Consider the following 22,454-nt stretch of genomic DNA (forward strand, 5'->3'; position numbering starts at 1 on the left):
CATCACGATGTAGTCACTTAGGCGCCTGCTCGGAACCCGTTCTCATAGAGGAAATCGTCCCGGTAACATCTGACCAATTTCACCCTTGATCTGGCACATCTCGATGTCCGCGCAGTGCGAGACGATCTCGTCGTTCTTGTTGAATAAAAGCAGCTCAGTGCGGCGTTTATGGGCGAACGACAAGCTTGCTATACTGTGCATGCATACAGTATTTCCGTGAGGAAAAAGTGAGAGTCCGGATGGTGAAGATGTTCAAGAATGGCGTAGAGATTGAGAAACGCCTCCTGAGCGACAGGTACACGCCTGTCCAGCGTGGACGCCTCACCATAGCCGACGAAACGAACCAAGGACGCCACAGGCCGACGAAGATAGCCCGTCTGGTAGGGGACTACGGCCCCAAATGCCAACTCCACGACGTGACACTGGTATGGCTCAACGAAAGCCGCATGACGCTGACAGGCGACGAACGAATTCCGAACGAACAAGGCAAGCTCGTCTGCTACCGGCAGTCATGGCTGGTCATGCTAGACGCTGAGTAGCCGCCCCGGCTCATCCAACCAAGCCTGCCATGAGCGAACGGCGGACCGACCACTATTTCAACATCGCCTTGCGAAGTCTGAGGGCTGCGGGGTGGTCGGGCACTAGGTTCAGTGCCGACTCAACAGCGGTTAACGCTTCGTCCCGATCATTCTGTTTGGTGTACTGGTTTGCCGACTTCACATACCACTCAGCAGCAACCAGCTTGGAAGGCGTAACACCAAAGCCATTCTGGTACAGACGGGCGATATTAAAGGTCGCATCGGCTATCTGACCATCCGATGCTTTTTTGAAGGTTGACATAACATTTCGCCAGCACTCAGACGCTTGCTTTGCCCAAACATCACCTGTCTGTTGTTGCATTCTCTGGCAGAAGTCCCATTCACGTACAGCATAAAAGAATGAGGCGTACGAATCGCCGCTCTCGCTTCGCTTCTGTAGCACAGTTGCGTACGAGATTGCGCGCATGTCGTCATCGTTCATGACAAAGGCGGCGGCGAAGATTTCCTCGGGTTTTGCAAGGGCAATACGTGACTTCTTCGCAGCGTCGAGGCGTTCCAGTTCCTTGTAAAGCTCGCGGGTTTGCAAGGCTTGCCCATCCCGTTCATAGCTCGCGTACTTTGCTTTCGCCGCCAGCGCTTCAGGGCTGTTCAGATCGTATTTGAATTCCGGCTTCTCCCCAGCGTGAGCCGAAGCAGCAACCATCAAGGTAATGAGCAGTATTTTCATTTGAGCATTATTGCAGGGTGCGAGTGGAGTGCAACAGTCAAATAGGGTGGTCAACGCCCAAACGGTCAGAAACTCAACAATTTAGCCCCTGCCATGCCCTAGGGATCGCTTGTAAACGATAGGGTATTTAGGGTATACTTCAATTAACTTATCAAACAAGCAAATGAATATAACGTGAGCAAGCCCATCGCCCGAATTTACCAACGTGTTTCAACGGAAGGTCAAGACCTGACCCGTCAACAGTTGCTACGTGCCAATGCGGAAGCGAAGGGCTATCAGGTAGTCGCTACCTACTCGGAGAAGGAATCCGGTACGTCCGAAGCTCGTCCGGAACTGCTGCGAATGATGGCTGACCTCAACGAAGGCGACACGATTATTGCCGAACACCTTGACCGTATCACCCGTCTCCCGCTTGACAAAGCCCAAGCCTTGATGGACCTGATTGAAGAGAAGGGAGCCAAGGTATCGGTTCCCGGCCTGATCGAACTCCCTGAAATCAAGCTGGAAGGTATTGGCGCTATCGTGTTCAAAGCTGCACAGGAAATGATGCGCGACATCTGCCTGTACCAATGCCGTGCTGACTGGGAAACCCGTCGTGAGCGCCAGCGTCAAGGGATCGAGGTAGCGAAGGCAAAGGGAGTGTACAAGGGCCGGAAGCCTGACACGGTAGCGAACGCGAAGATTGTTGAACTTCGCGCCATCGGATACACCATTGCCAAAATTGCATCGACCTTAAATGTCAGCGAATCACAGGTAAAACTGATCCTCAAGAAGGCGAAGGCCGAGCAGACGACAGAGGCGATAGGAGGCCCATAGCAGCTTTCCAGTCCATCATTTGATACCACCCAACCATATCATTGCCAAGTCGCTCCACGGGCCTACAAACCGCGTCGGAATCGATTACCCTTTAGATAAAGGCTCTAGCCTTAGCGAATCCTGGCCCTGTCGATGGCCCACGGACGCGAATACAGGCCCGTAGAGCTATTTTCGACTAAACAGGCGAAAAACCCCTGTCCGTCCTTCCGGACGGCCCTATCGATATTTCATCACGGTCTGCGACCCCGAACCCAGCCCCCGGCGATGTGTTAAGCCAGCAATTCGCCCTTGATACATTTCTGGAACTGGTAGCGAGTTCCCGGACAAGACCCTGTTATCCAAATTTTATTTTTGAAAAATCACGGCTGGAGAAACACAGGTCAAGCCCTACCTCGTAGTTACGCAGTCTGTATTGTGGACGGAACGAACTTGTGTCCGCAGGAGCCGCACATGAATGTGTCGGCCCACGCTTCTTTCGCCGCACGCAGATGCTTTGTTCGCTCGTCATAGTCCCGCTGTTCGATTTCTGTTGGTTTGACGGGTACAGCAAACGAACCAACGATCACCACAATCCCGAAAATCGCTACAACCGTCGCACTATTGATCATGCCTCCCACGCACATGACGATGCCGAGTGCGATCAGCATCCCTTGAATCCACATCCCGGTCGTTACCAATTTGGGTACAACGGGCGGAGCCGCGTCTTTGGATGCCTGTGTTTGCTGGGTGCCGTTGGCCGTGCCTTTGGTTTTGAACTTTTGACGCCCCAATGTATTGAAGGTGCTGACCGTGTTGATATCGGTCTGGATGGTCGAAAGCCCCTCCTGATAGATGACAGAAAGCTTCTTTGCATGCGGAGTCGAGCACACCGGGCAAGTGGTATTGATCGTTGCCATAGTTACCCCTTTCGTTATTGATTGGCAACTATCGTAACATATGCTATCTAGAGTCGGTCGTCCCAAAGTCGACAATGCTGCAACCTTGCGGCGTGCCGACTACATACACCAAGAACGAAAGCGGAACACCAGCCCGGATACTGTTCGGAGCTGCGTTACGTCGTGCGCGCCTCGAACTGAAGATGTCGCAGGAAGAGCTTGCCTTCCGGGCCGGACTGAACCGAACGTATATCGGTCACGTGGAACGAGGCGAGAAGAACATTTCTATTGGGAATATGGAGCACTTGGCCCATGCGGTAGGAATGCCGTTGTGGCAGATGATCCGTCCACCGGAGCCAGCAGACGGATCGTAGAACAGTGTGAGCACCTGAGAACGGTGCTCATTTGTCGTTTAAATCAATTGCGGCGATTGTTCAGCCAAGTCACCGCCACCCAGCACAGCAGGCCAACAACGATTAGGAATGCAACCGTTGCGCCTCCCTTGGGGTACTCTTCAAATGCCTGTGGCAAGGAAGTCACGCCAGAAAGAGCTGTTGCTACCGCACCGGCAGTCGCTGCTGCATTGTGCGTAGAGCTATGACCAGAGTTTGTTGCTATAGATACATCATCTGAAGTCATGATAGTCCTGTTTCGAAAATCTAAACATGTTGTGGATTTCGAGGACTTGGACTTACAATGTTCACGCATAGCGTTAGCATTTGCTTCATCCAAGTCCTCTCCTCTCGGAGTTCGACTATGGGTGTGCTGGTTAGACCTCCCTTCGTTATCAATCCGCCTGCCAGCGGTGGGGTTTAACTCAAGGCAAGGGAGCTGGCCTGAGAAACCAGCTTCCGAACCTTCCCTTCCTCTTCCCTTTCATTCAAATCAAGAACTGTTCGAAATGGACATGCCCTCTTTTTGCGCATCAGGTTGCAAGAGTTAGACGTAATTTTAGTCGCAACTTCGAAATTTTATGAGCTCTGCTACTAAGATTTTTTTCTTGACATCATTCCTTTGAGCTCAGCTCTGCGTTTGGTGCGAAGTAAGCACTAACATTGATTTGTCGGCGCGAGTTGCGCTGCTTACGGCCTAGGCTACAAATTCACAGAAACGTTGTAATTGCTGTAGTGCACTGTGCAAAAACAGTGTCCATTGATTCGATCTGGTAATGCATTGTCGTAGTCCGCCCCAGTCGGTTTCTCTGGTGGTTTTCCCGTCCTAGTGTGAGCCCGATGGCAGTATGCCTATCCCGGCCCCGTCGATTCCTCTTGTGGTTTTTCCAATCCTATAGTGAGCTATCGACGGGTATGCACGCTTCCTGTTGCTGACACGTTAGGACGGCGGTTGAGCTGTTTCCTTCAGCGCCCTGACGCCAGCCAACGTCGCTACTGTGAAGTGGAGCAAGAATCCCCGTTCCACTATCAACGGAGGAAGACATGCTTGACGCTTATTTGCAGATCGGGGACATCAAGGGCGAGTCGATGGACGATAAGCACAAAAACTGGGTGGAGGTTCACAATGTCTCGTGGGGCGTAACCCAGCCGAGAGCTACGGCCGTATCGACAGCCGGTGGACACACTAGCGGCAAGGCTGAAGTTCACGAAGTCGTGTTTGACAAGCTGGCCGACATTGCAAGCCCGGTCCTCTTCCAAACCTGTGCAGCAGGGAAGACGTTACCTAAGGCCAGGTTCGAATTCTTCCGGGCGGACGGCGATGGCACCCGCGTCAAATACTTCGAAATCGAGCTTGAAAACGTGATGCTTTCCAGCGTCGTCCCGACGAGCGGAAATGGTGGGATCATCACGGAGAAGGTTCACTTGGCGTCGTCCAAGCTTAAATGCACCTACACACAGCAGAAGATCGGCGGTGGTGCTGGTGGTAGCACGGCTGGGGGTTGGGATTCAGCAGCGAACAAAATCTACGCCTGAGGGGGGGCCAACATGCCGCATCCCGTTGTGTATCCTCATAACTTCAACGCATTGTTAAAGCAGTGGGACGAACAGAGAGCCAAGGATAGGGAAACCGGAACACCAACGTTCATTGCCAATGGAGAGTGTGCAAGGCTCCCGCAGGAGTTGACGAATGTAGGGCATACAACACGTTGGCAACCCGGTCCGCCCGTTGTCGAAGTGGCGAGAACACTAAAACCCGGCACAGTCATCGCAAACTTTATGTGGGAATGGAACACAGGCTGGTTCCCGAGTACGCACACGTACCATGCCGCCTTGTTCATCCGGGGCGAGGGGTACAGTACAGTCACCGGGAAGCCAAGCCAAATCGTCGTATTCGACCAATTCAAGGGACATGGGAACGCGCATACTCCTGGCCCTCGTACGATAAGGGCTTATACCTACGAGCAGGCCAAGGAGGTTGAGAGGGTGTGGCGAACGAAAATCTACCCGTGCGACAACGCGAACGAGTTCTACGTAGTGCTAGTGCGATGAGAAGACTCGCCCTTGCCGTTTTCTCCCTGGCCTCCGCCATCGCAAACGCGCAGGTCTACACGTGCCCTCAAACCTACCCTGGCAACGATAGGCCCGCAGCTTCCTTAACTAGCGCCACAATGGCGTGGGGCGAGATTCATGGAACTGGCCTGTTCGCAGGCGACCACTCCGAACCAGCGCAAGACGGTTTTAATCTCCGTTTCCCGTTCATGGAAGATCAGCAGGCGTGGCTTGTCTGTTCGTACGGTAGCAAGAAGCGAAACAGGGGCCAATTCCATGAGGGGCGGGAGTGGAATCAGTACATGGAGTGGACCCCGATTGAATGGTGGGTCAAGGTCGCCGCGAAGGTGCGGGCATGTGACGTACAGGTTCGGGAAATCAAAACTCGTGTCCCAAACGGCAGCACTTGGGCGGCGACAGCAACCTGCACAGATCAGCCATGAAGCGATACCGGCGAGAGAACTCCCACGGTCGATCCGATTGGCGTAATCAGGCTTGCTCCGGGTTAATTGCCCGTTGGCGTGTACTCGTCAACATAGTCGTGCTCGTGCAGCGGTTCGTCGTAGTTGCTCCAGTCTGGTCCCGGCTCCGTGGAAGATAATTGTTGGCCTTCGTTCGTTCGGTTTTTGAACGGTTTTTCGATAGCCAATTCCGGCCAAAGCGTATCCCCAAGCTCGTATGCCCGAACGGCTGTCTCTTTGGTGTACGCCATTAAAGGAGGAGCCTTATCACCAGTCTGACGACCCTTGAGGATCAGTTTGCCGTCCTGCATGATAGTGTAGAGGATATGCGGGTCTTGTCGTTGAATCTCGACACTAATTTTAAGCCGTCTCAGGACGCTGTTAGCTTCCATGCGTGCTGTGTTGCTGGAAAGGTCGATCTTCGCCTGTAGCGCTTCCCTGCTACGTGACAGGTTGACCCGCTGAATGGCTGCTTGGTCAAGGGCTGCTTTCTGTTCAGTGAGCACTGCCCGTTCAGAGTTAATTTTCTTCAATGCCGCCGCTATCTCGGGCATAGGATCATCTTCAAGCATCGCAAGCAGCGTCTGCCGTTTCCGGTCCACTGCGTCAATCTGGCCTTCCAACTCGCGAGCCTTCATCAATTCTTCGCGGTTGTCTTCTAGGAAGTAATCAGCGTTGACCGCGTTGAGGAGGACTTCACGGAAGCCAATCTCGGCTTTGTCGGCTCTGATATTGCCAGCTTTGCATGCTCCACCGATCTTGCCGCTACAGACGAGATAGACATGACCAGCCTTCCCCTTCGGCAAACAATGGTAAGCCCTGCCACAGAGAGCGCAAACACCTACCCTCGTCCAGAGGTTATATACCGGCCCCCTACTGGTTTCCTTAGCCCGCTTCCGTTCGACCCTGACCCCTTGTGCAGCATCGAACACCGATTTCTCGATGATCGGTGGGAAGTAGAGTGGTAGCGGCGGGCCTCCATCGTTCGGCTTATACGTCCCAAGCACAGCTTCATTCCTGATGAGCGCGTATAGGCTCGCTGTGATCCACAGTTTGCCGTCACCGTCCTTCTTGCTCCTGAACGGCTTCACGCCTCGCTGGTTCAGCATCTTGGCGATAGCCGCGTAGCTGTAGCCTTCCGCCGCTCGGTCAAAGATTTCCTTCACAATCGCTTTTTCGGCTTCCTTCACCTTGTACGGCTCGTAGTCGCCGACCCATTCAAGCCAGCTCGGAAGCAGCACCTTGACCTTCTTCCCGGCTCTAGCCGCTGCATACCTGAGTACGTAACTGTCCGCTACGCGCCCGGCCTTCTTCCGGCTCTCGTCGTGCGCAAGCTCCTGCTTGATCAGCGACATCAAACCGCTCGACAGGTTGAGCTTGCCAGAATACCGCTGGCCGTCACGTAGCGTCACTACAGTGATTCCGTTCTCCGTCAAGTCACGAAGGTTCTCGGACGCCTCCCACATATCAGCGCGCGATAGGCGGTCAAGGTCTTCAACCAGTAGCGTGCTGCCCGTAGGCACTTTGCCGCTTCTCATATCATCACGGAAGCGCCGCAGTTCCCCGCCTTCAGCCAACTGTTCACCCTTGTACGCGCTCTTACCTGCATCAAAATAGATATGCTGGTCGTCTGCGATAAACGCTGGGTACTGCTGCCTTGCTAACTTCAGTTGGCGGTCGTAGCTGGAACCGTCTTCCTGCTTGTCAGTACTGTAACGGATGTAGAGGTATAGATTTTCCATAACTCGACTGTAACACACGTGGGGTAACTCAAATAATAGAGGAACCACCACCACATGCTGCACGCCGTGAAGGAAGTCAGCGGCGGCGTCCTGTGGGCCAATCTGCACCTGCTGTTCTGGTTGTCGCTGATCCCGTTCGTCACCGCGTGGATGGGCGAGAACCATTTCGAGAGCGGGCCGACCGCGGCGTACGGCTTCGTCCTGTTCATGTGCTCCGTCGCCTATCTGATCCTGGTGCAGGTGTTGACGGCGAATCATCCGAAGAACGCGGCGCTGGCCGAGGCGATCGGCAAGGATCGCAAGGGCAAGCTGTCGTGCGTTCTGTATCTCTGCGGCGTCGCCCTGTCGTGGTTTGGCGCCTGGCTCGGGTTCCTCGTCTATGCCGCCGTCGCCATCGTGTGGCTGATTCCGGACCGGCGCATCGAGGACAAAGTGGCACAGGAAGAGCAATCGGAGCGGGGCTGAGTCTCCCGCAAAGCCTTTTTTTAGGCCGTAAATATGTAACTTACGGCAATATCCCTGCTATCCTTAGGGCGCACTTCGCCGCCGGGTTCGTCCCGGCGGTTTCCATTATGGAGTGCACGAGCAAGAAGAGATCGGTCCGTGGCACAAGCACGGTCGGATCCGACAACCCTCCGGAGAGCCCAAAGAATGAACCGTTCGCACATCCTGGCCGTCGCTGTTACCGCAGCCGTCGCCAACCTGGCCCATGCCGCCCCTGCTTCGCTGCTGCCGGCGTCCAACCCGTTCGCCAAGCCGAGCACCCTGCAGTTCCAGTACCCGGCCTTCGACAAGATCAAGAACGAGGACTTCGCGCCGGCGTTCGAAGAAGGCATGCGCCAGCAGTCGCTGGAGATCGATGCCATCGCCAACAGCAAGGCAGCACCGACCTTCGACAACACGATCGTCGCGATGGAGCGTTCGGGACTGCTGCTGAACCGCGTCTCGACCATCTTCTACAGCCTCGTCGGCGCCAACACCAATCCCACGCTCGACGCGCTCGACAAGGATCTCGCGCCGAAACTGGCCGCCCACAGCGACAAGATCCGCCTGAACGACAAGCTGTTCAAGCGCATCCAGACGCTGTACGACAAGCGCGCCAAGCTGCACCTCGATCCGGAATCGGCCTACCTGCTCGAGCGTTATCACACCGACTTCGTGCGCGCCGGCGCGAAACTGTCGGCCGCCGACAAGGAAAAACTGAAGGCCTATAACGGCAAGATCGCCGCCCTGCAGACCCAGTTCAGCCAGAACGTGCTGAAGGAAGCGAACGCGTCGGCGCTCGTCGTCGACACACGCGCAGAACTCGCCGGCATGTCCGACAAGGCCATCGACGCCGCCGCCGCGCTGGCGAAGAAGGATGGTCTCGACGGCAAGTTCAAGGTGCCGGTCGTGAACACGACGCAGCAGGCGCCGCTGTCCGTGCTGACCAACCGCGCGACGCGCGAAAAACTGCTGGCCCTGTCGCTGGCCCGCGGCAGCCACGGCGGCGATTATGACAACCGCCAGGTCGTGCTGGACCTGGCCAAGGCCCGCGCCGAGCGCGCGAAGCTGCTGGGCTATCCGAACCACGCCGCCTACATGCTGGAAGACCAGACGGCCAAGACGACGGACGCCGTCAACAATCTGCTTTCCGAGTTCGCCAAGCCGGCCGTGCGCAACGCGAAGAAGGAAGCGGCCGAGATCCAGAAGGTCATCGATGCCGACGGGGGCAAGTTCCAGGCGACCGCCTACGACTGGAACTATTACACGGACAAGGTGCGCCAGGCGCGCTACGCGTTCGACGAGAACCAGCTGCGTCCCTATTTCGAGTTCAACAACGTGCTCGTGAACGGCGTGTTCTTCGCCGCCACCAGGGAATACGGCATCACGTTCAAGGAGCGCCACGACCTGCCGGTGTACAACCCGGACGTGCGCGTGTTCGACGTGTTCGATGCCGACGGCAAGCAGCTCGCGATCTTCCTGCACGATCCGTATGCCCGCTCGAACAAGCGCGGCGGCGCGTGGATGAATGCGTATGTCGGCCAGAACAAGCTGCTGGGCACGCACCCGGTCGTCGCGAACCACCTGAACATCCCGAAACCGGCCGCGGGCGAGCCGACCCTGCTGACGTACGACGAAGTGCGCACGATGTTCCACGAGTTCGGCCACGCGCTGCACGGCATGTTCTCGAACGTGAAATACCCGCGCTTCTCGGGCACCCGCGTGCCGCGCGACTACGTCGAGTTCCCGTCGCAGGTCAACGAGATGTGGGCGACCTGGCCGGACGTGCTGGCGAATTACGCGAAGCACTACCAGACGGGCGCGCCCATGCCGAAGGAGCTGCTGGATAAAGTGCAGGCCTCGTCCAGGTTCAACGAGGGTTATCGCACGACCGAATACCTGGCCGCAGCTATCCTCGACCAGAAATGGCACCAGCTGGGCGCCGCGCAAATCCCGACCGACGTGCTGGGCTTCGAGGCGACGGCGCTGCACGACGCCGGCGTCGACTTCCCGCTCGTCCCGCCGCGCTACCGCACGACGTATTTCTCGCACGTGTTCTCGGGCGGCTATTCGGCCGGCTACTACGGCTACCTGTGGGCCGAGAAGCTGGACGCCGACACCGTCGAATGGTTCAAGGAACACGGCGGCCTGACGCGCGCGAACGGCGACCGCTTCCGCCAGATGCTGCTGTCGCGCGGCGGCACGATGGACGCGATGGACATGTACCGCAACTTCCGCGGCCGTGATGCGAAGATCGAGCCGCTGCTGGAGCGCCGTGGCCTGACGGGCGAGTAAATCCACGTGCGCGCGCCGCTCCCGTGCCGGCGGGAGTGGCGCGCGCCAATCCGCCGCCATCGCTGCCCCATCGGGTGTAGACTTCTCACAACATCATGACGTGAGAAAGCCATGCTGCCCGAAAACGAAAATACCCTGAAAGCGCACCTCAAGACGCTGCACCGCAGCCTCGAGGAAACCGGCGAAGTCGACGACGAACTGGAAATGCTGCTGCGCCAGCTCGACGGCGACATCAAGCACGTGCTCGACAAGCGCTCCCAGGATCCGGACGCGAACACGTACGGCCTGGCTTCGCGCACGCAGGAGCTGACAGCGCGCTTCGCCATCCGCCATCCGCACCTGGAACCGGCCCTGCGTGAACTCGGCAACATCCTCGCGAGCATGGGGATTTAACGACAAGCCATTGAAAATTAAGCCATTTTTCGAGGGGTCCGCAGCTTAAACAGGCGTTTTCCGGTAAAATGCCGGCCAATGAACTCCCCTGCCAATCTTTTCGCGAACGTCGCCAAGCGTTCCAGCCGCGCCCCTGCGGCCCCGTTCCTGCCCATGTCCCGTGCCGAGATGGACAAGCTGGGCTGGGATTCGTGCGACATCATCCTGATCACGGGCGACGCCTACATCGACCATCCGAGTTTCGGCATGGCCCTCGTCGGCCGCCTGCTGGAAGCGCAGGGGTACCGCGTCGGCATCATCAGCCAGCCGGACTGGACCTCCGTGGAACCGTTCCGTGCGCTGGGCAAGCCGAACCTGTACTGGGGCATCACGGCCGGCAACATGGACTCGATGGTCAACCGCTACACGGCCGACCGCAAGATCCGCTCGGACGACGCCTACACCCCGAACGCCGAGCCCAATAAACGTCCGGACCGCGCCGTGACCGTCTACTGCCAGCGCGCGCGCGAAGCGTTCCCGGGCGTGCCCGTCATCGCCGGCTCGATCGAGGCGTCGCTGCGTCGCATTGCCCACTACGATTACTGGTCGGACAAGGTGCGCCGCTCGGTGCTGTTCGAATCGAAGGCCGACCTCGTCATCTTCGGCAACGCCGAACGCGCGCTCGTCGACGTCACCCGCCGCATCGCGGCCGGCGAGAACATCAAATCCATCCGCGACCTGCGCGGCACGGCGTTCCTCGTGCCGCACGGCTGGCTGCCGGACGAAGAGTGGACGGTGCACAATTCCACCCGCGTGGACGTGCCGGGCCGCATCGACGCGCAGCCGAACCCGTACGCGATGGCACTGGAAGATCCGAAGCAGTGCGCGCTGGACAATGCGCAGCCGGAACCGGAAGTCAAACCGATCGTCATCATGACGCGCGAACAGCGCCAGGCCGCCGCGCGCGAAAAGGCGCAGAAGACCGTTGTCCGCCTGCCGTCGTTCGAGACCGTCAGCGAGGATCCGGTGATGTATGCGCACGCGTCGCGCGTGTTCCACCTGGAATCGAACCCGGGCAATGCGCGCGCGCTCGTGCAGCAGCACGGCGACCGCGACGTCTGGCTGAACCCGCCGCCGCTGCCGCTCGCGATGGACGAGATGGACGGCGTCTACGACCTGCAGTACGCGCGCGCGCCGCACCCGAGCTATGGCAAGGCGCACATCCCGGCCTGGGAAATGATCCGCTATTCCGTGAACATCATGCGCGGCTGTTTCGGCGGCTGCACGTTCTGCTCGATCACGGAACACGAGGGCCGCATCATCCAGAGCCGTTCGGAACCGTCGATCCTGCGCGAGATCGAGCTGATCCGCGACACTACGAAGAATTTTGCTGGCACCATCACGGACCTGGGCGGCCCGACCGCGAACATGTACCGCCTCGCGTGCAAGGACAAGAAGGTCGAGGAGAGCTGCCGCCGCCTGTCGTGCGTGTACCCGACCATCTGCAGCAACCTGGGCACGGACCACAGCAAGCTGATCTCGCTGTACCGCAAGGCGCGCGCGATCCCGGGCATCAAGAAGATCCTGATCGGCTCGGGCCTGCGCTACGACCTGGCCGTGCGCTCGCCGGAGTACGTCAAGGAACTGGTCACGCACCACGTCGGCGGCCTGCTCAAGATCGCGCCGGAGCACACGGAAGAGGGCACGCTCTCCAAGATGATGAAGCCGGGCATCGGCGCGTATGACGAGTTCAAGGCGCTGTTCGACAAGTACTCGCGCGAAGCGGGCAAGAAGCAATACCTGATCCCGTACTTCATCGCCGCGCACCCGGGCTCGACGGACGAGGACATGCTGAACCTGGCCCTCTGGCTCAAAAAGAACAACTTTCACCTCGACCAGGTGCAAACGTTCACGCCGACGCCGATGGCCATGGCGACGACGATGTACCACTCGGGTAAAAATCCGCTGCACAAGGTTACCGAGGATTCGGAAGAGGTTCTCACCGCCAAGAGCGGCAAGACGAGGAAACTGCACAAGGCGTTCCTGCGCTACTACGACCCGGAAAACTGGCCGGTGTTGCGCGAGGGCCTGAAGCGCATGGGCCGCGGCGACCTGATCGGCAACGGCGAGCGCCACTTGGTGCCGCCGGCCGGCTCCGAACAGGAAGTTGCGCCGCAGCGTGGCGAGCGCCGGCCGCCGGTGGCGCCGCGTAGCGAGGCGCCGAAAGGCCGCGTGATCGAAGTGGCGCCGCGGCGCAACGGGCGCGGCGGCGAGCGCCGCAGCGAGCCGGCACCGTTCATGGCGCCGCCGCCCAAGGCGAAGGCGGGCATCCTGTTGACCATCAAGTCCAAGCCCAAGGCGGGGCGAAAATAAGCCGAGCACAAACCGGAGCAGCGTCTCCGGTTTTTTTTCGTCGATTGCCATGCCGCCCTGTTAGATTTCGAGAAATTTGCTCGACCACCCCAGTGTTATACTCGGAATTTTGTAAAGTTAATATTTCCGGATATTAACATTCTGGGGTGGTGAGGATGACGGGGATATTTGAGGCTACGATCTCGGCATTGGCTGGGGAAATTGCCGGACGGTTCACCCAACACCGGCGCATCCTGCGCCTGTCGTTACCGAACGGCCCGGACCTGTTGGCCGAAAGCCTGCGTGGCGAAGAAGGGGTCGATCAAGGCTATCGATTCCAAGTGACGGCATTGGCGCTGGACGCCGACATCCCATTGAAGACGCTGCTCGGACAGAGCGTGCTGGTCGAGCTGGAAACCACGGCCTTCGCTGCGCCGCGCGCGTTCCACGGCCACGTCACTGCAGCCGAACTGCTGGGCGCGAACGGCGGCTTTGCGCGCTACAGCCTCACGATCGAACCCTGGACCGCGTTCCTCGCACTGGGCCGCGACAGCCGCGTCTTCCAGGACAAGACCGTCTTCGACATCCTCGACGCCGTCTTCAAGGCTTACGACGGCAAGGGCTGCCTGGCACCGGGCTGGCGCTTCGACATCGGCGACCGCAGCCGGTATCCCCAACGCAGCCTGACGACGCAGTACCAGGAAAGCGACCTCGCCTTTGTCGAGCGGCTCATGAGCGAAGAAGGCCTGTTTTATTTCTTCGAGCACGAGAGCGCGCCGGACAGCCCTTCGCTCGGCCGTCACACGCTGGTCATCGCCGACCACAACGGGGCCTTCAAGCGCAATGTCCAGGCGGACGTACGCTTCACGCAGCCCGGCGCGGTCATGCGCGAAGACAGCCTGGACCGCTGGCGCACCGAAGTGCGCATGCAGACCAATACCGTCGAGCTCGCGAGCTGGGACTATCGGACGCGTTCGGTGCGCGCCGTCGCCAGCGCGGGCGGCGATGGCGACGTGCTGGCGATCCGCGACGTCCCGGGCGCATACGCGTACACGAACCGCGCGCATGGCCAGCGCATCGCCGACAACCAGCTGGAAGGGCTGGAAGCGCGCCGCAAAACCTTCGTCGGCGCCGGCACCGTTCGCACCTTCGCGCCGGGCACGACGTTCACGCTGCACGATCACAGCCTTTACGATGGCGGCGACGAGGCCGGCTTCATCATCCTGCGCGTCAGCCATCTGGCGCACAACAACCTGAACGCCGACACCGGCAATGCGCTGGAGCGCCTGCTGGGCGCCGGCCACGTGCAGCGGGCGAACGATGCCGATCTCGCGACGAGCCTGCATGCGACCGGTCGCGGCCCTGGCGAGCGTCCGGTCTACCGCAACCGCATCGACGCCATCCCGGCCAGCGTGCCTTACCGCCCCAGCCGGACGGACGGCCACGGACAATTGCTGCATCCGCGACCGAGCGTGCGCGGGCAGCAGACGGCGATCGTCGTCGGTCCTCCCGGCACCGTCATCCACACGGACCGCGACCATCGCATCAAGGTGCAATTCCACTGGCAGCGCGGCGAAGCGAGCCACAGCCGCCTCGACCACCCCGCGCCGGACGGCCACACGGGCGCCCCCGCGGACGACCGTGCAGGCACCTGGGTGCGCGTGGCCACGCCACTGGCCCCGGTGGCCGGCGCCAACTGGGGCAGCCACGCGCTGCCACGCGTCGGCCAGGAAGTGCTCGTCGATTTCCTCGACGGGAATATCGACCGACCCGTGGTGATCGGCACGGTTTACAACGGCGCCGGCCAACAGGACGCACAACACAACCAGGCCGCCTACGGCAGCGGCGCCGCGACGGGGAACGCGCCGGCGTGGTTCCCGGGCGAGTCCGGCGCGCATGCGCACGCTGCTGTCCTGTCCGGCATCAAGAGCCAGGCGCTGCAATCGAGCCAGAGCGGCACGGGCGCCTACAGCCAGCTCGTGTTCGACGACACGCCGAGCGAGGCGCGCGTCGCGCTGCAGCACCATGCGACGGCGCACAAGGGCACGGCCGAACTGAACCTCGGCCACCTGCGCCACCAGACCGACAACCAGCGGCTTGCGCAAGTCGGTCGCGGGGCCGAACTGAAGACCGAACATGCGGCCGCCCTGCGCGCCGGCAGCGGCATGCTGCTGACCACCGACCGCGCCGGCGACGCGCAACCGCACCTGGATTCCAGCCCCGCGAGCCAGCAAATCACCGCGGCCGCGCAGCTGCAAAGCGACCTGGCAGGCACCGCGCAAAAGCACAACGCCAAGCTGGACAAGGAGCCCGATCCGGACAAGCTGCCGGCCATCGAAGCCATGCGGCGCAGCGCGGACGTCGTGCAGGCCTCCGATGAAGGTGCGGTCGGTTATACGGAACCGCATCTGCAAGTGTCGGCGCCGGCCGGTATCGCCGCGACGACGCCGGCCAGTGCCGTGTTCAGCGCGGGCGCATCGACGTCATTGGTCGCGGGGCAGGACCTGAACTTTGCGGCGCAGGGCAATCTGCATCACGGCGTGAAGGCTGGGATCAGCATGTTCACGTATGGCAAGGGTAGTAATGCCAGCAAGCCGAACCAGGAAACAGGCATCCGGCTGCATGCGGCCAGCGGCAAGGTCAGCAGTCAGAGCCAATCGGGCGCCACGCGGCTGACGGCGGACAAGCTCGTGACCGTTGCCAGTGTCGGGGCAAGCGTCAACGTGGCGGCGCGCGAGCATGTGCTGCTGACTGCGCAGGGGGCTTATCTCAAGCTGGAGGGTGGGAATATTCAGCTGCATGGGCCGGGGAAGATTGAGTTCAAGGCCAGCATGAAGGAATTTGCGGGGCCGGTTTCTGTGCCAAGTCTCGACATCGCTAACAAGATACATGAGCTCAACATTAAATCCGACCTAGAAATTGAATATGTTGACGCAGAGGGGAACGTCCCAGTCGGGGAGCCAATTACATTGCGATTCGCGAACGGCGAAAGGAAAGAAATAACGCTGGACGATAAGGGCAAGGGGGCTTTAAAAGATGTCCCACTTGGACCGTTTAGTGCAGATCAGATAAAGCGAAAATGAGGTAAGCATGACAAGCGCGGCTGCGAAGGTAAAAGAACCGATTGCTCAAGAGGTATGCATTGATTTGCCAGGTGAAACAGTTCAATGCTGGCGCTCAGGCGACAAACTTAAGGTAATTTTGCGGAAACATCGAGACGTTATACTTGACCTAAATCTTGGCCATGGGAAAACTTACACAGTACACGCGACGAAGTCAGACTTTTACAACGCGCGTGATAAAAAATTAGTATATAGGAAACGCCATGATGGGGTGAGTTTTGTCGATGGTGAGCGGCTGCATTTATGGATTACACGCGGATTCAAAGGCTCCCTCATAGTGAAATGCGAAGACCATATTATTATTAAAATAACGCCGAGCGAAATCGATCCTCACGTATATGACGAGGCGCCGAAAACCAAGCCGTCGCCAATTATTATTGCATTGGGAAAGTCTTCAACACCAGTTGCTCCGGTTCCGAAATCAAATAGTAAACCTTTGATAAAGATGCCTGCGCCGGCTGCCGCTCCTGTTGATGAAGAGTGTGCAATTGTTTGCGTGGTTGATGGTACGGTGAAGGGTATGCCGGCTCACATCGCTCAGTTCTTCGCTAAAGGTGGAGGGAATTCAGGGCTTGCCGAAATAGATCCATATCAGATACCTACTCGAAACTGGATATGGGGTCAAGTGGCTGCTCTAGGAGCTTACATTGGCGACAATTGGAAGTGGCTGCGAGAGAGCTTGGATGGCAGAACTCACAAAGGATTCCGTTTAGTGAAAGCACAGGTCCATTTGGTGAGGGGTAAAGTCAGATTCTATTTTTCTGGATTCAGCAAATATAATAGTGTTTTTGGTCCTGGGGGATTTGGTCCTGCTCATGATCGGATTATGAGCATATTTGCTGGCGCTGGAAAGACCAAAAGTTCTTTTATGGCGATGGCAAAGGGAGTCGTTGGCACATTCAAAGGGTATGCTGCGGTAAGCTTTATATTTGGCGCTGCCACTTCTTATGCTGAATGGAAGGATGATGCAAAGAAAGATGGATATGATTTTGCGACTAGCTTTGTAATGGGGGTTGTAAAGAGCATTATTAGCGCGGCAATCGCTGTTGCCGTGGTTTCGGCTCTTGTAATGTTCCTCATGGTTTTTTTCGAAATTTCTGTCTCGGTCCTACTTGTCGGGGCGCTAACTATCTGCATTGGTACGGTAGTGGGATATCTCGTAGAAGCCGCCGATAGGAAACTAGGGCAGGTCGTAACAGGCGATAAAACAAATTTTGATGGAAGCTCTTCCATTATAGCCCCATATGTACGTAAATTTAGTTCGATGGTAGAGTCATCTTGGGCAGAGTTAATGAAGAAATTTCCCGCCGATTATCTGGAGATCGGATTTTGAAAAACTTGGAGAAGATTAATCCAGAATTCTCTAAACCAGAGCGGATTTTGCCTATTGGCACCATAATGCCATTTTTTGTAGGAGGGATAGGATGGTTTTTTTCTAGCGAAGCCGCGCCAAACATCCCGTTATATAAGGACCCACTCTCAATATTTTGCGTCATTGTAATGCTGTCGTCGTGTTTGTTGGCACTAATTTCAAAGATAAAAAGATGGGGGTGGCACGCGAAATATTTCGGGGTGGGCGCGTTGTATGTTGGCAGTGTCAGCCTATTAGGGATTGTCCCGTTTCTCTGTATTGTCTTGTACAGTTATCTGCCGTTGCTTGCTCGTTTAGTTTTGTTTTTAAGCTACAGTTCGGTCGTATTATGGTGGTGTTGGCGATTTGTTTTGTTTTATCGTGCGATAACGGCTGGCGAAAGATGGAATGAAAAGATATATGTAGAAGATGAGGATGTGGTTTATTATCTTCAAAAGAACGATACTTGGTTTCTGAAAAATCGATATAGATTCAGGCAATTGCCTTTTACTCCGTTTTTCGTAATAATGGCTTCCCTCGGTTTTTCTCTATTTCCATTTGGTAAAACCATATCGTCATCGATTGGTATGCCGGTCATTTATCTTTTTATGACAGTAAGTTTTTTTCCGTTTGTTCTTATGTTGTTGGGATTGATGACGCGCGGCTATCTTATTTATTACTTTTACCCAAGAAAGATCAGGGAAAGCACTGGTAAGAGCGTGTATATTGACATGGTCACAAGGACGCTGCACTAAAACCTATCTATATTAATTGAAAAGAATAAATGTACAGCTTTGGCGTGTCTCGAATTGCCGGTTGCGCGCGACGTCAAAATTATATTGACGAGAGGACCCATAGCAACACGCTCGCTCATCACGAACGCGAGGAGAATTTTATAATGATTTCTTGAGTAGGCCAGAAGCGCATGTGCGTAGCCATGCGACAGCACTGCGGTATCGCGCATTCGACCTCTGGAATGCTTTCCAGCTTAAATACACTTCTGGAGAAGATATTTCGGAGCTGACTCAGCATTAGAAAACGCTGTTGCGGCATACGGAAGATATGTTGACAAGAACGAGGAAATTCCTCGAGGGAGATAATCCGGATCATCGAGCTCGCCGGTGAACTCGACCTGAGAATTCAGCGGCGATTCGCGTGACGGCGATGCTCAGACACTCAAATCCGCACTCGCCTGCTTGTCCCTCAACCTGCGCGCATACCGATGCCGCGCCCTGAGCCTTGGATTGGTCATCAGCCGCCCCATCGTCTCGCCAACAACCATCACGACCCCCAATAACGGCAGCACGAGCATCAACCCAGCCACGCCGGACAGCGCCCCGCCGATGAAGATCATCAGCACCGTCACCAGCGGGTGGATATGCAGGCTGCGCCCCAGGGTCAGCGGCATGAAGACGAAGTCGTCCAGCAGGCGCGCGAGAATGAAGACGACGATCGCGCCATACGCGATCAGCGGATTGTTCGGCGCATCCGTGGCGGCCACGACCACGACCATGATGCAACCCACGACCGAGCCGACGAACGGCACCCACGCCAGCAGCGCCGAAATAAAACCCAGCAGCAGCGGCGACGAGACGCCGATCACCCACAGGCCGAAGCCGAGCACGATGGTGTCCAGCACGGTCAGCTTCAATAAACCCTCGAAGTAGCGGCGCGCGGTCTGGTCGACCTGGTGCAGCAGGAACAGCGTCCGTTCGAAATAGGCGTTCGGCACGGCGCGCGCGAGGAATTTTTTGAAGCGCAGGCCGTCGCGCAGGAAGAAGAAGGCGAGGAACGGGGCCAGCAGCAGCGACGGCAGCCAGCCCGCGGCCCCCAGCAGGATGGTCGTCAGGTGGCGCTGCGCGAAATTGTCCGTGTAGGCCTTGAAACGCTTGTTGACGATGGACGTCAAATGCATCTCGGCCAGGATCGGGAACTTCGCTTCCAGTAGCGTCATCGTGTTGCGCACGAAGGCGACGCCGCCGTCCAGGTAAAGGGCGCCCGTCTCGTGCCAGCCGTCGGCGTCGCCGGGCGCCGAGGTCCAGGTCATCGCCGCCATCACCAGCAGGACGGTGGCGCCGTAGAACACGATGCACACGAGCGTCGCGGAGACGTTGCGTGTAAAACCGGCGCGCAGCAGGCGTTGCATCGGGCCCAGCAGGATGTAGTACATGACGGTGCCGAGGATGAAGGGCAGCACCAGCCACAGCATGTGCTCGAGCAGCACCAGCAGCACACACGTCACGCCGATGATGCCGGTCCAGACGAAGGGACCGCTGCGCTCGTCGCGGAGGGCGCCGTGGATCACAGCGCCTCCACCTGGGCGTTGCCGTCGAGCCAGCCGCGCAGCCGCTGGCCGATGTGGCGGGCCAGGGCGAGCGAGATCTTGTAGCCGATCACGGCATCCGTTTCCATCAGGGCGAGAAAGTCGTCGCGGAAGAAGACGGCCAGTTCGCACGTGTCGAGGGCACGGACCTGGGCGCTGCGCGGGGAATTGTCCAGCAGGGCAAGGTCGCCGAAGAAACTGCCGGCGCTCATTTCGCCCACGATCTGGCGGCCCCGGCTGTGGCTGCGGCTGATCTGCACGCGGCCGCTCATCACGAGATACAGCGCCTGCCCTTCCTCGCCTTCGTCGAACACGATCTCGTCCGGCAGGTAGCGGCGCTCATGCATGAGGCCGTCGACAAACTTGATTTCCAACGGTTTGAGGGAACGGAACAGCGACGTGTTCTGCAGCCGAAGCTGGCGAGGGGACAGCGTGGACGATTTCAGGAAACCAAAGATCACGAATGCTCCAGGACGATGCAACCGAGTGGCTGCTTTGTCAATTATGAACGATTCATTTGTGCTTGCGCAGCAACGAATGCTCAGTTGATTGGACGCGACACAACACCCTCCAGCCGTTATGCATACCGTCCAACCGTTGGTGCAAATCGTGCGTGCACCTGCTTGAGAAACGTGTAATATAATTCCTTTGGGAAATATTCATTACATTCATGGCATCATCTCACCACTTCCTGCCAGGAGGAACCGAGTGATCGATATCCAGACCTTCATGCTGGCTCTTGGCGTCGGCAACACGGCGTTTGCGTTGCTGATGGCGGGTTACATGCGCGGTGCGGCGCCCAATCCGGGCCTGCGCACCTGGATGTGGGCGCGGCTGTCGTCAGGGCTGGCACAGATCTGCTGCTGGGTGGCGCCGCATGTCGGGTTGCCCATCGTGGAGGAACTGGCCGCGTTCGGCTGGGTAGGCGGCGTCGCGCTGGAACTGGCGTCGTACTGCGTGTTCTTCGGCTTTCGCAACTGGCGCCGCATTCTTGCGCCCGCGGCCGTTGCGGCATTGATCATCGTCGCGGCCGCGGCGCTGGTCCAGGCGTCGCGCGAGCAGATGACGCAGGTGGTGGCCGTGATCGTTGCCCTGTTCGCCTCCGGCGCCGCCGCGATCCTGCTGCGTCCGCAGGCCGATGCGCCTTTGCTGCAGCGGATCATCGGCGTCAACGATGCCCTGTTCGCCATCGCGATCTGGATCTGGATGGCGGTGGCCAATGGCGGCGTGGGCCCGTTCAATGCGAATCCGGTGTATGGCTTCGCGTACCTCGCCAGCTATCTGCTGATGATCGTCAACGGGTTCGGATTCCTGTTGCTGTGCAAGCTGAAGGACGACAAGCGCATGCAGCGCCTGGCCACGATCGACGGCCTGACGGACATGCTGAACCGCCGCGCCTTCTTCGAGCGAGCCGAGAGCGCCCTGCAGACGGCGGTTCGCCTGCGCAAGCCGATCGCGTTGATGATGCTCGATCTCGATCATTTCAAGCAGCTCAACGACGGCTTCGGCCATGCCTGCGGCGACGAGGCCCTGCGGTTGTTTGCCGACACGGCGCGCGCCACCTTGCGCGAGAACGACGTGATCGGCCGGCTGGGTGGGGAAGAGTTCGCGCTGGCGATGCCGGGTACGTCGCTGGCGGGCGCGCAGTATGCGGCCGAGCGCCTGCGCATCGCCGTCGCCGAAGCACCTGCGCTCGCCTGCGCCGCTACCTATCGCATGACGGTCAGCATCGGCCTCGTGATGATCGATCCGAACGAGGAATTGACGGCCGCCCTGGCGCGTGCCGACCATGCCCTGTACGCGGCCAAGACGGGCGGCCGCAACCGCGTCGAGATCGGCGCGCCGCTGCTGAGGCGGGCTTAAGCGAAGATGGAACGAAAAAAGGTCCGACGAATCGGACCTTTTTTCTTGATGCTGGCGGAGCGGACGGGGCTCGCCCACGTTCCGCGGGCGCGGTTTCGCTTGCAAGCGAAACCCTTCGAGCCCCAAACCGTGCCTCCCGCAGGGGAGGCACTCCGATAGAACGAAAAAAGGGTCCGACGAATCGGACCCTTTTTTCTTGATGCTGGCGGAGCGGACGGGGCTCGCCCACGTTCCGCGGGCCGCGGTTTCGCTTGCAAGCGAAACCCTTCAAGCCCCAAACCGTGCCTCCCGCAGGGGAGGCACTCTGATAGAACGAAAAAAGGCCCGACGAATCGGACCTTTTTTCTTGATGCTGGCGGAGCGGACGGGGCTCGAACCCGCGACCCCCGGCGTGACAGGCCGGTATTCTAACCAACTGAACTACCGCTCCGTTTACTCTGATCGGTGCTTCACTTGCAAGACTTCTGAAACTGACTGGTGGGCGCTGAGAGGCTCGAACTCCCGACCTAATCCTTGTAAGGGATCCGCTCTACCAACTGAGCTAAGCGCCCGTTTCAGGGTTTTTCTTGCCGACGTTTGTCATCACGTCCGAAGAGGCCCGAATCATAGCGTATCCCTTCGAAAACCTGCAAGGGGTTTTCGGAAAAAAGTGAACAGGGATGTGACACACCACGTTCTCATATACAACA

20 protein-coding genes and 2 tRNA genes are annotated in these 22,454 nt (G+C 58.3%); 14 read left to right on the top strand and 8 right to left on the bottom strand.

The genetic code is table 11. From position 1 onward, the window contains the following. Positions 1-239: 239 nt before the first annotated feature. On the top strand, positions 240-539 hold the full coding sequence (locus ACEN98_RS02490; protein ID WP_413381154.1) for a hypothetical protein: 300 nt from the start codon (positions 240-242) through the stop codon (positions 537-539). Positions 540-591: 52 nt separating this feature from the next. On the opposite strand, the gene ACEN98_RS02495 is transcribed toward ACEN98_RS02490, so the two are convergent. Next, on the bottom strand, positions 592-1,266 hold the full coding sequence (locus ACEN98_RS02495; RefSeq protein WP_413381156.1) for a hypothetical protein: 675 nt from the start codon (positions 1,264-1,266) through the stop codon (positions 592-594). Positions 1,267-1,440: 174 nt separating this feature from the next. On the opposite strand from ACEN98_RS02495, the gene ACEN98_RS02500 reads away from it, so the two are divergent. Continuing rightward, positions 1,441-2,082, top strand: coding sequence for a recombinase family protein (locus ACEN98_RS02500; protein ID WP_413381158.1), 642 nt, complete (start codon positions 1,441-1,443; stop codon positions 2,080-2,082). A 398-nt stretch (positions 2,083-2,480) separates the two neighbouring features. Here ACEN98_RS02500 and ACEN98_RS02505 read toward each other — a convergent pair whose 3' ends face one another. Then, a complete protein-coding gene (locus tag ACEN98_RS02505; RefSeq protein ID WP_413381160.1) occupies positions 2,481-2,978 on the bottom strand; it encodes a hypothetical protein in 498 nt (165 codons plus the stop codon). Between the two features lie 74 nt (positions 2,979-3,052). On the opposite strand from ACEN98_RS02505, the gene ACEN98_RS02510 reads away from it, so the two are divergent. Then, positions 3,053-3,331: a helix-turn-helix domain-containing protein gene (locus tag ACEN98_RS02510; protein ID WP_413381162.1), complete on the top strand. Its 279-nt coding sequence runs from the start codon at positions 3,053-3,055 to the stop codon at positions 3,329-3,331. Positions 3,332-3,374: 43 nt separating this feature from the next. Here ACEN98_RS02510 and ACEN98_RS02515 read toward each other — a convergent pair whose 3' ends face one another. Then, positions 3,375-3,689 (bottom strand): hypothetical protein, encoded by a 315-nt coding sequence (locus ACEN98_RS02515; RefSeq protein WP_413381164.1) that lies wholly within the window; start codon positions 3,687-3,689, stop codon positions 3,375-3,377. Between the two features lie 704 nt (positions 3,690-4,393). Here ACEN98_RS02515 and ACEN98_RS02520 point away from each other — a divergent pair. From ACEN98_RS02520 to ACEN98_RS02530, 3 genes are read left to right on the top strand one after another with little or no spacing between them, the layout of a single operon-like run. Further along, the gene (locus ACEN98_RS02520) at positions 4,394-4,885 is read left to right on the top strand and encodes an Hcp family type VI secretion system effector (RefSeq protein ID WP_413381166.1); all 492 of its coding nucleotides are present in this window, start codon (positions 4,394-4,396) and stop codon (positions 4,883-4,885) included. 12 nt (positions 4,886-4,897) lie between these two features. Next, positions 4,898-5,401 (top strand): BPSL0067 family protein, encoded by a 504-nt coding sequence (locus ACEN98_RS02525; RefSeq protein WP_413381168.1) that lies wholly within the window; start codon positions 4,898-4,900, stop codon positions 5,399-5,401. After that, positions 5,398-5,844, top strand: a complete 447-nt coding sequence (locus tag ACEN98_RS02530) for an STY0301 family protein (protein WP_413381170.1) — start codon at positions 5,398-5,400, stop codon at positions 5,842-5,844. Before ACEN98_RS02525 ends, ACEN98_RS02530 begins: the two co-directional genes overlap by 4 nt. Before the next feature lie 62 nt (positions 5,845-5,906). Here the strand turns inward: ACEN98_RS02530 and ACEN98_RS02535 are convergent, their stop codons facing one another. Beyond that, positions 5,907-7,604 (bottom strand): recombinase family protein, encoded by a 1,698-nt coding sequence (locus ACEN98_RS02535; RefSeq protein ID WP_413381172.1) that lies wholly within the window; start codon positions 7,602-7,604, stop codon positions 5,907-5,909. 54 nt (positions 7,605-7,658) lie between these two features. Between ACEN98_RS02535 and ACEN98_RS02540 the strand changes: the two genes are divergently transcribed. From ACEN98_RS02540 to ACEN98_RS02570, 7 genes are all read left to right on the top strand, one after another. Further along, positions 7,659-8,069 (top strand): TMEM175 family protein, encoded by a 411-nt coding sequence (locus ACEN98_RS02540; protein ID WP_413381174.1) that lies wholly within the window; start codon positions 7,659-7,661, stop codon positions 8,067-8,069. A 186-nt stretch (positions 8,070-8,255) separates the two neighbouring features. Continuing rightward, positions 8,256-10,382 (top strand): M3 family metallopeptidase, encoded by a 2,127-nt coding sequence (locus ACEN98_RS02545; RefSeq protein ID WP_413381176.1) that lies wholly within the window; start codon positions 8,256-8,258, stop codon positions 10,380-10,382. Positions 10,383-10,493: 111 nt separating this feature from the next. After that, entirely contained in the window at positions 10,494-10,775 is a 282-nt protein-coding gene (locus tag ACEN98_RS02550; RefSeq protein WP_056126187.1) for a DUF4404 family protein, read from the top strand. Between the two features lie 78 nt (positions 10,776-10,853). Then, positions 10,854-13,127, top strand: coding sequence for a YgiQ family radical SAM protein (locus tag ACEN98_RS02555; protein ID WP_413381178.1), 2,274 nt, complete (start codon positions 10,854-10,856; stop codon positions 13,125-13,127). Positions 13,128-13,315: 188 nt separating this feature from the next. Beyond that, on the top strand, positions 13,316-16,189 hold the full coding sequence (locus tag ACEN98_RS02560; RefSeq protein WP_413381180.1) for a type VI secretion system Vgr family protein: 2,874 nt from the start codon (positions 13,316-13,318) through the stop codon (positions 16,187-16,189). A gap of 7 nt (positions 16,190-16,196) precedes the next feature. After that, complete coding sequence (locus ACEN98_RS02565; protein ID WP_413381182.1) at positions 16,197-17,561, top strand: hypothetical protein; 1,365 nt, start codon at positions 16,197-16,199, stop codon at positions 17,559-17,561. Beyond that, entirely contained in the window at positions 17,558-18,334 is a 777-nt protein-coding gene (locus ACEN98_RS02570; protein ID WP_413381184.1) for a hypothetical protein, read from the top strand. The genes ACEN98_RS02565 and ACEN98_RS02570 overlap by 4 nt, the downstream gene beginning before the upstream one ends. 413 nt (positions 18,335-18,747) lie before the next feature. Here ACEN98_RS02570 and ACEN98_RS02575 read toward each other — a convergent pair whose 3' ends face one another. Then, positions 18,748-19,884, bottom strand: coding sequence for an AI-2E family transporter (locus tag ACEN98_RS02575; protein ID WP_413381186.1), 1,137 nt, complete (start codon positions 19,882-19,884; stop codon positions 18,748-18,750). Further along, the gene (locus ACEN98_RS02580) at positions 19,881-20,363 is read right to left on the bottom strand and encodes a cyclic nucleotide-binding domain-containing protein (protein WP_413336828.1); all 483 of its coding nucleotides are present in this window, start codon (positions 20,361-20,363) and stop codon (positions 19,881-19,883) included. Before ACEN98_RS02580 ends, ACEN98_RS02575 begins: the two co-directional genes overlap by 4 nt. Positions 20,364-20,610: 247 nt before the next feature. Here ACEN98_RS02580 and ACEN98_RS02585 point away from each other — a divergent pair, with 247 nt between their 5' ends. Beyond that, the gene (locus tag ACEN98_RS02585; RefSeq protein ID WP_413381188.1) at positions 20,611-21,765 is read left to right on the top strand and encodes a GGDEF domain-containing protein; all 1,155 of its coding nucleotides are present in this window, start codon (positions 20,611-20,613) and stop codon (positions 21,763-21,765) included. Positions 21,766-22,118: 353 nt separating this feature from the next. Here ACEN98_RS02585 and ACEN98_RS02590 read toward each other — a convergent pair. Then, a tRNA-Asp gene (locus tag ACEN98_RS02590) sits at positions 22,119-22,195 on the bottom strand. 45 nt (positions 22,196-22,240) lie between these two features. Next, positions 22,241-22,316 (bottom strand) — tRNA-Val (locus tag ACEN98_RS02595). Positions 22,317-22,454 lie beyond the last annotated feature (138 nt).

The sequence above is a fragment of the Massilia sp. CT11-137 genome (assembly GCF_047302885.1).
GTDB classification, from domain to species: Bacteria; Pseudomonadota; Gammaproteobacteria; order Burkholderiales; family Burkholderiaceae_D; genus Telluria; species Telluria orientalis.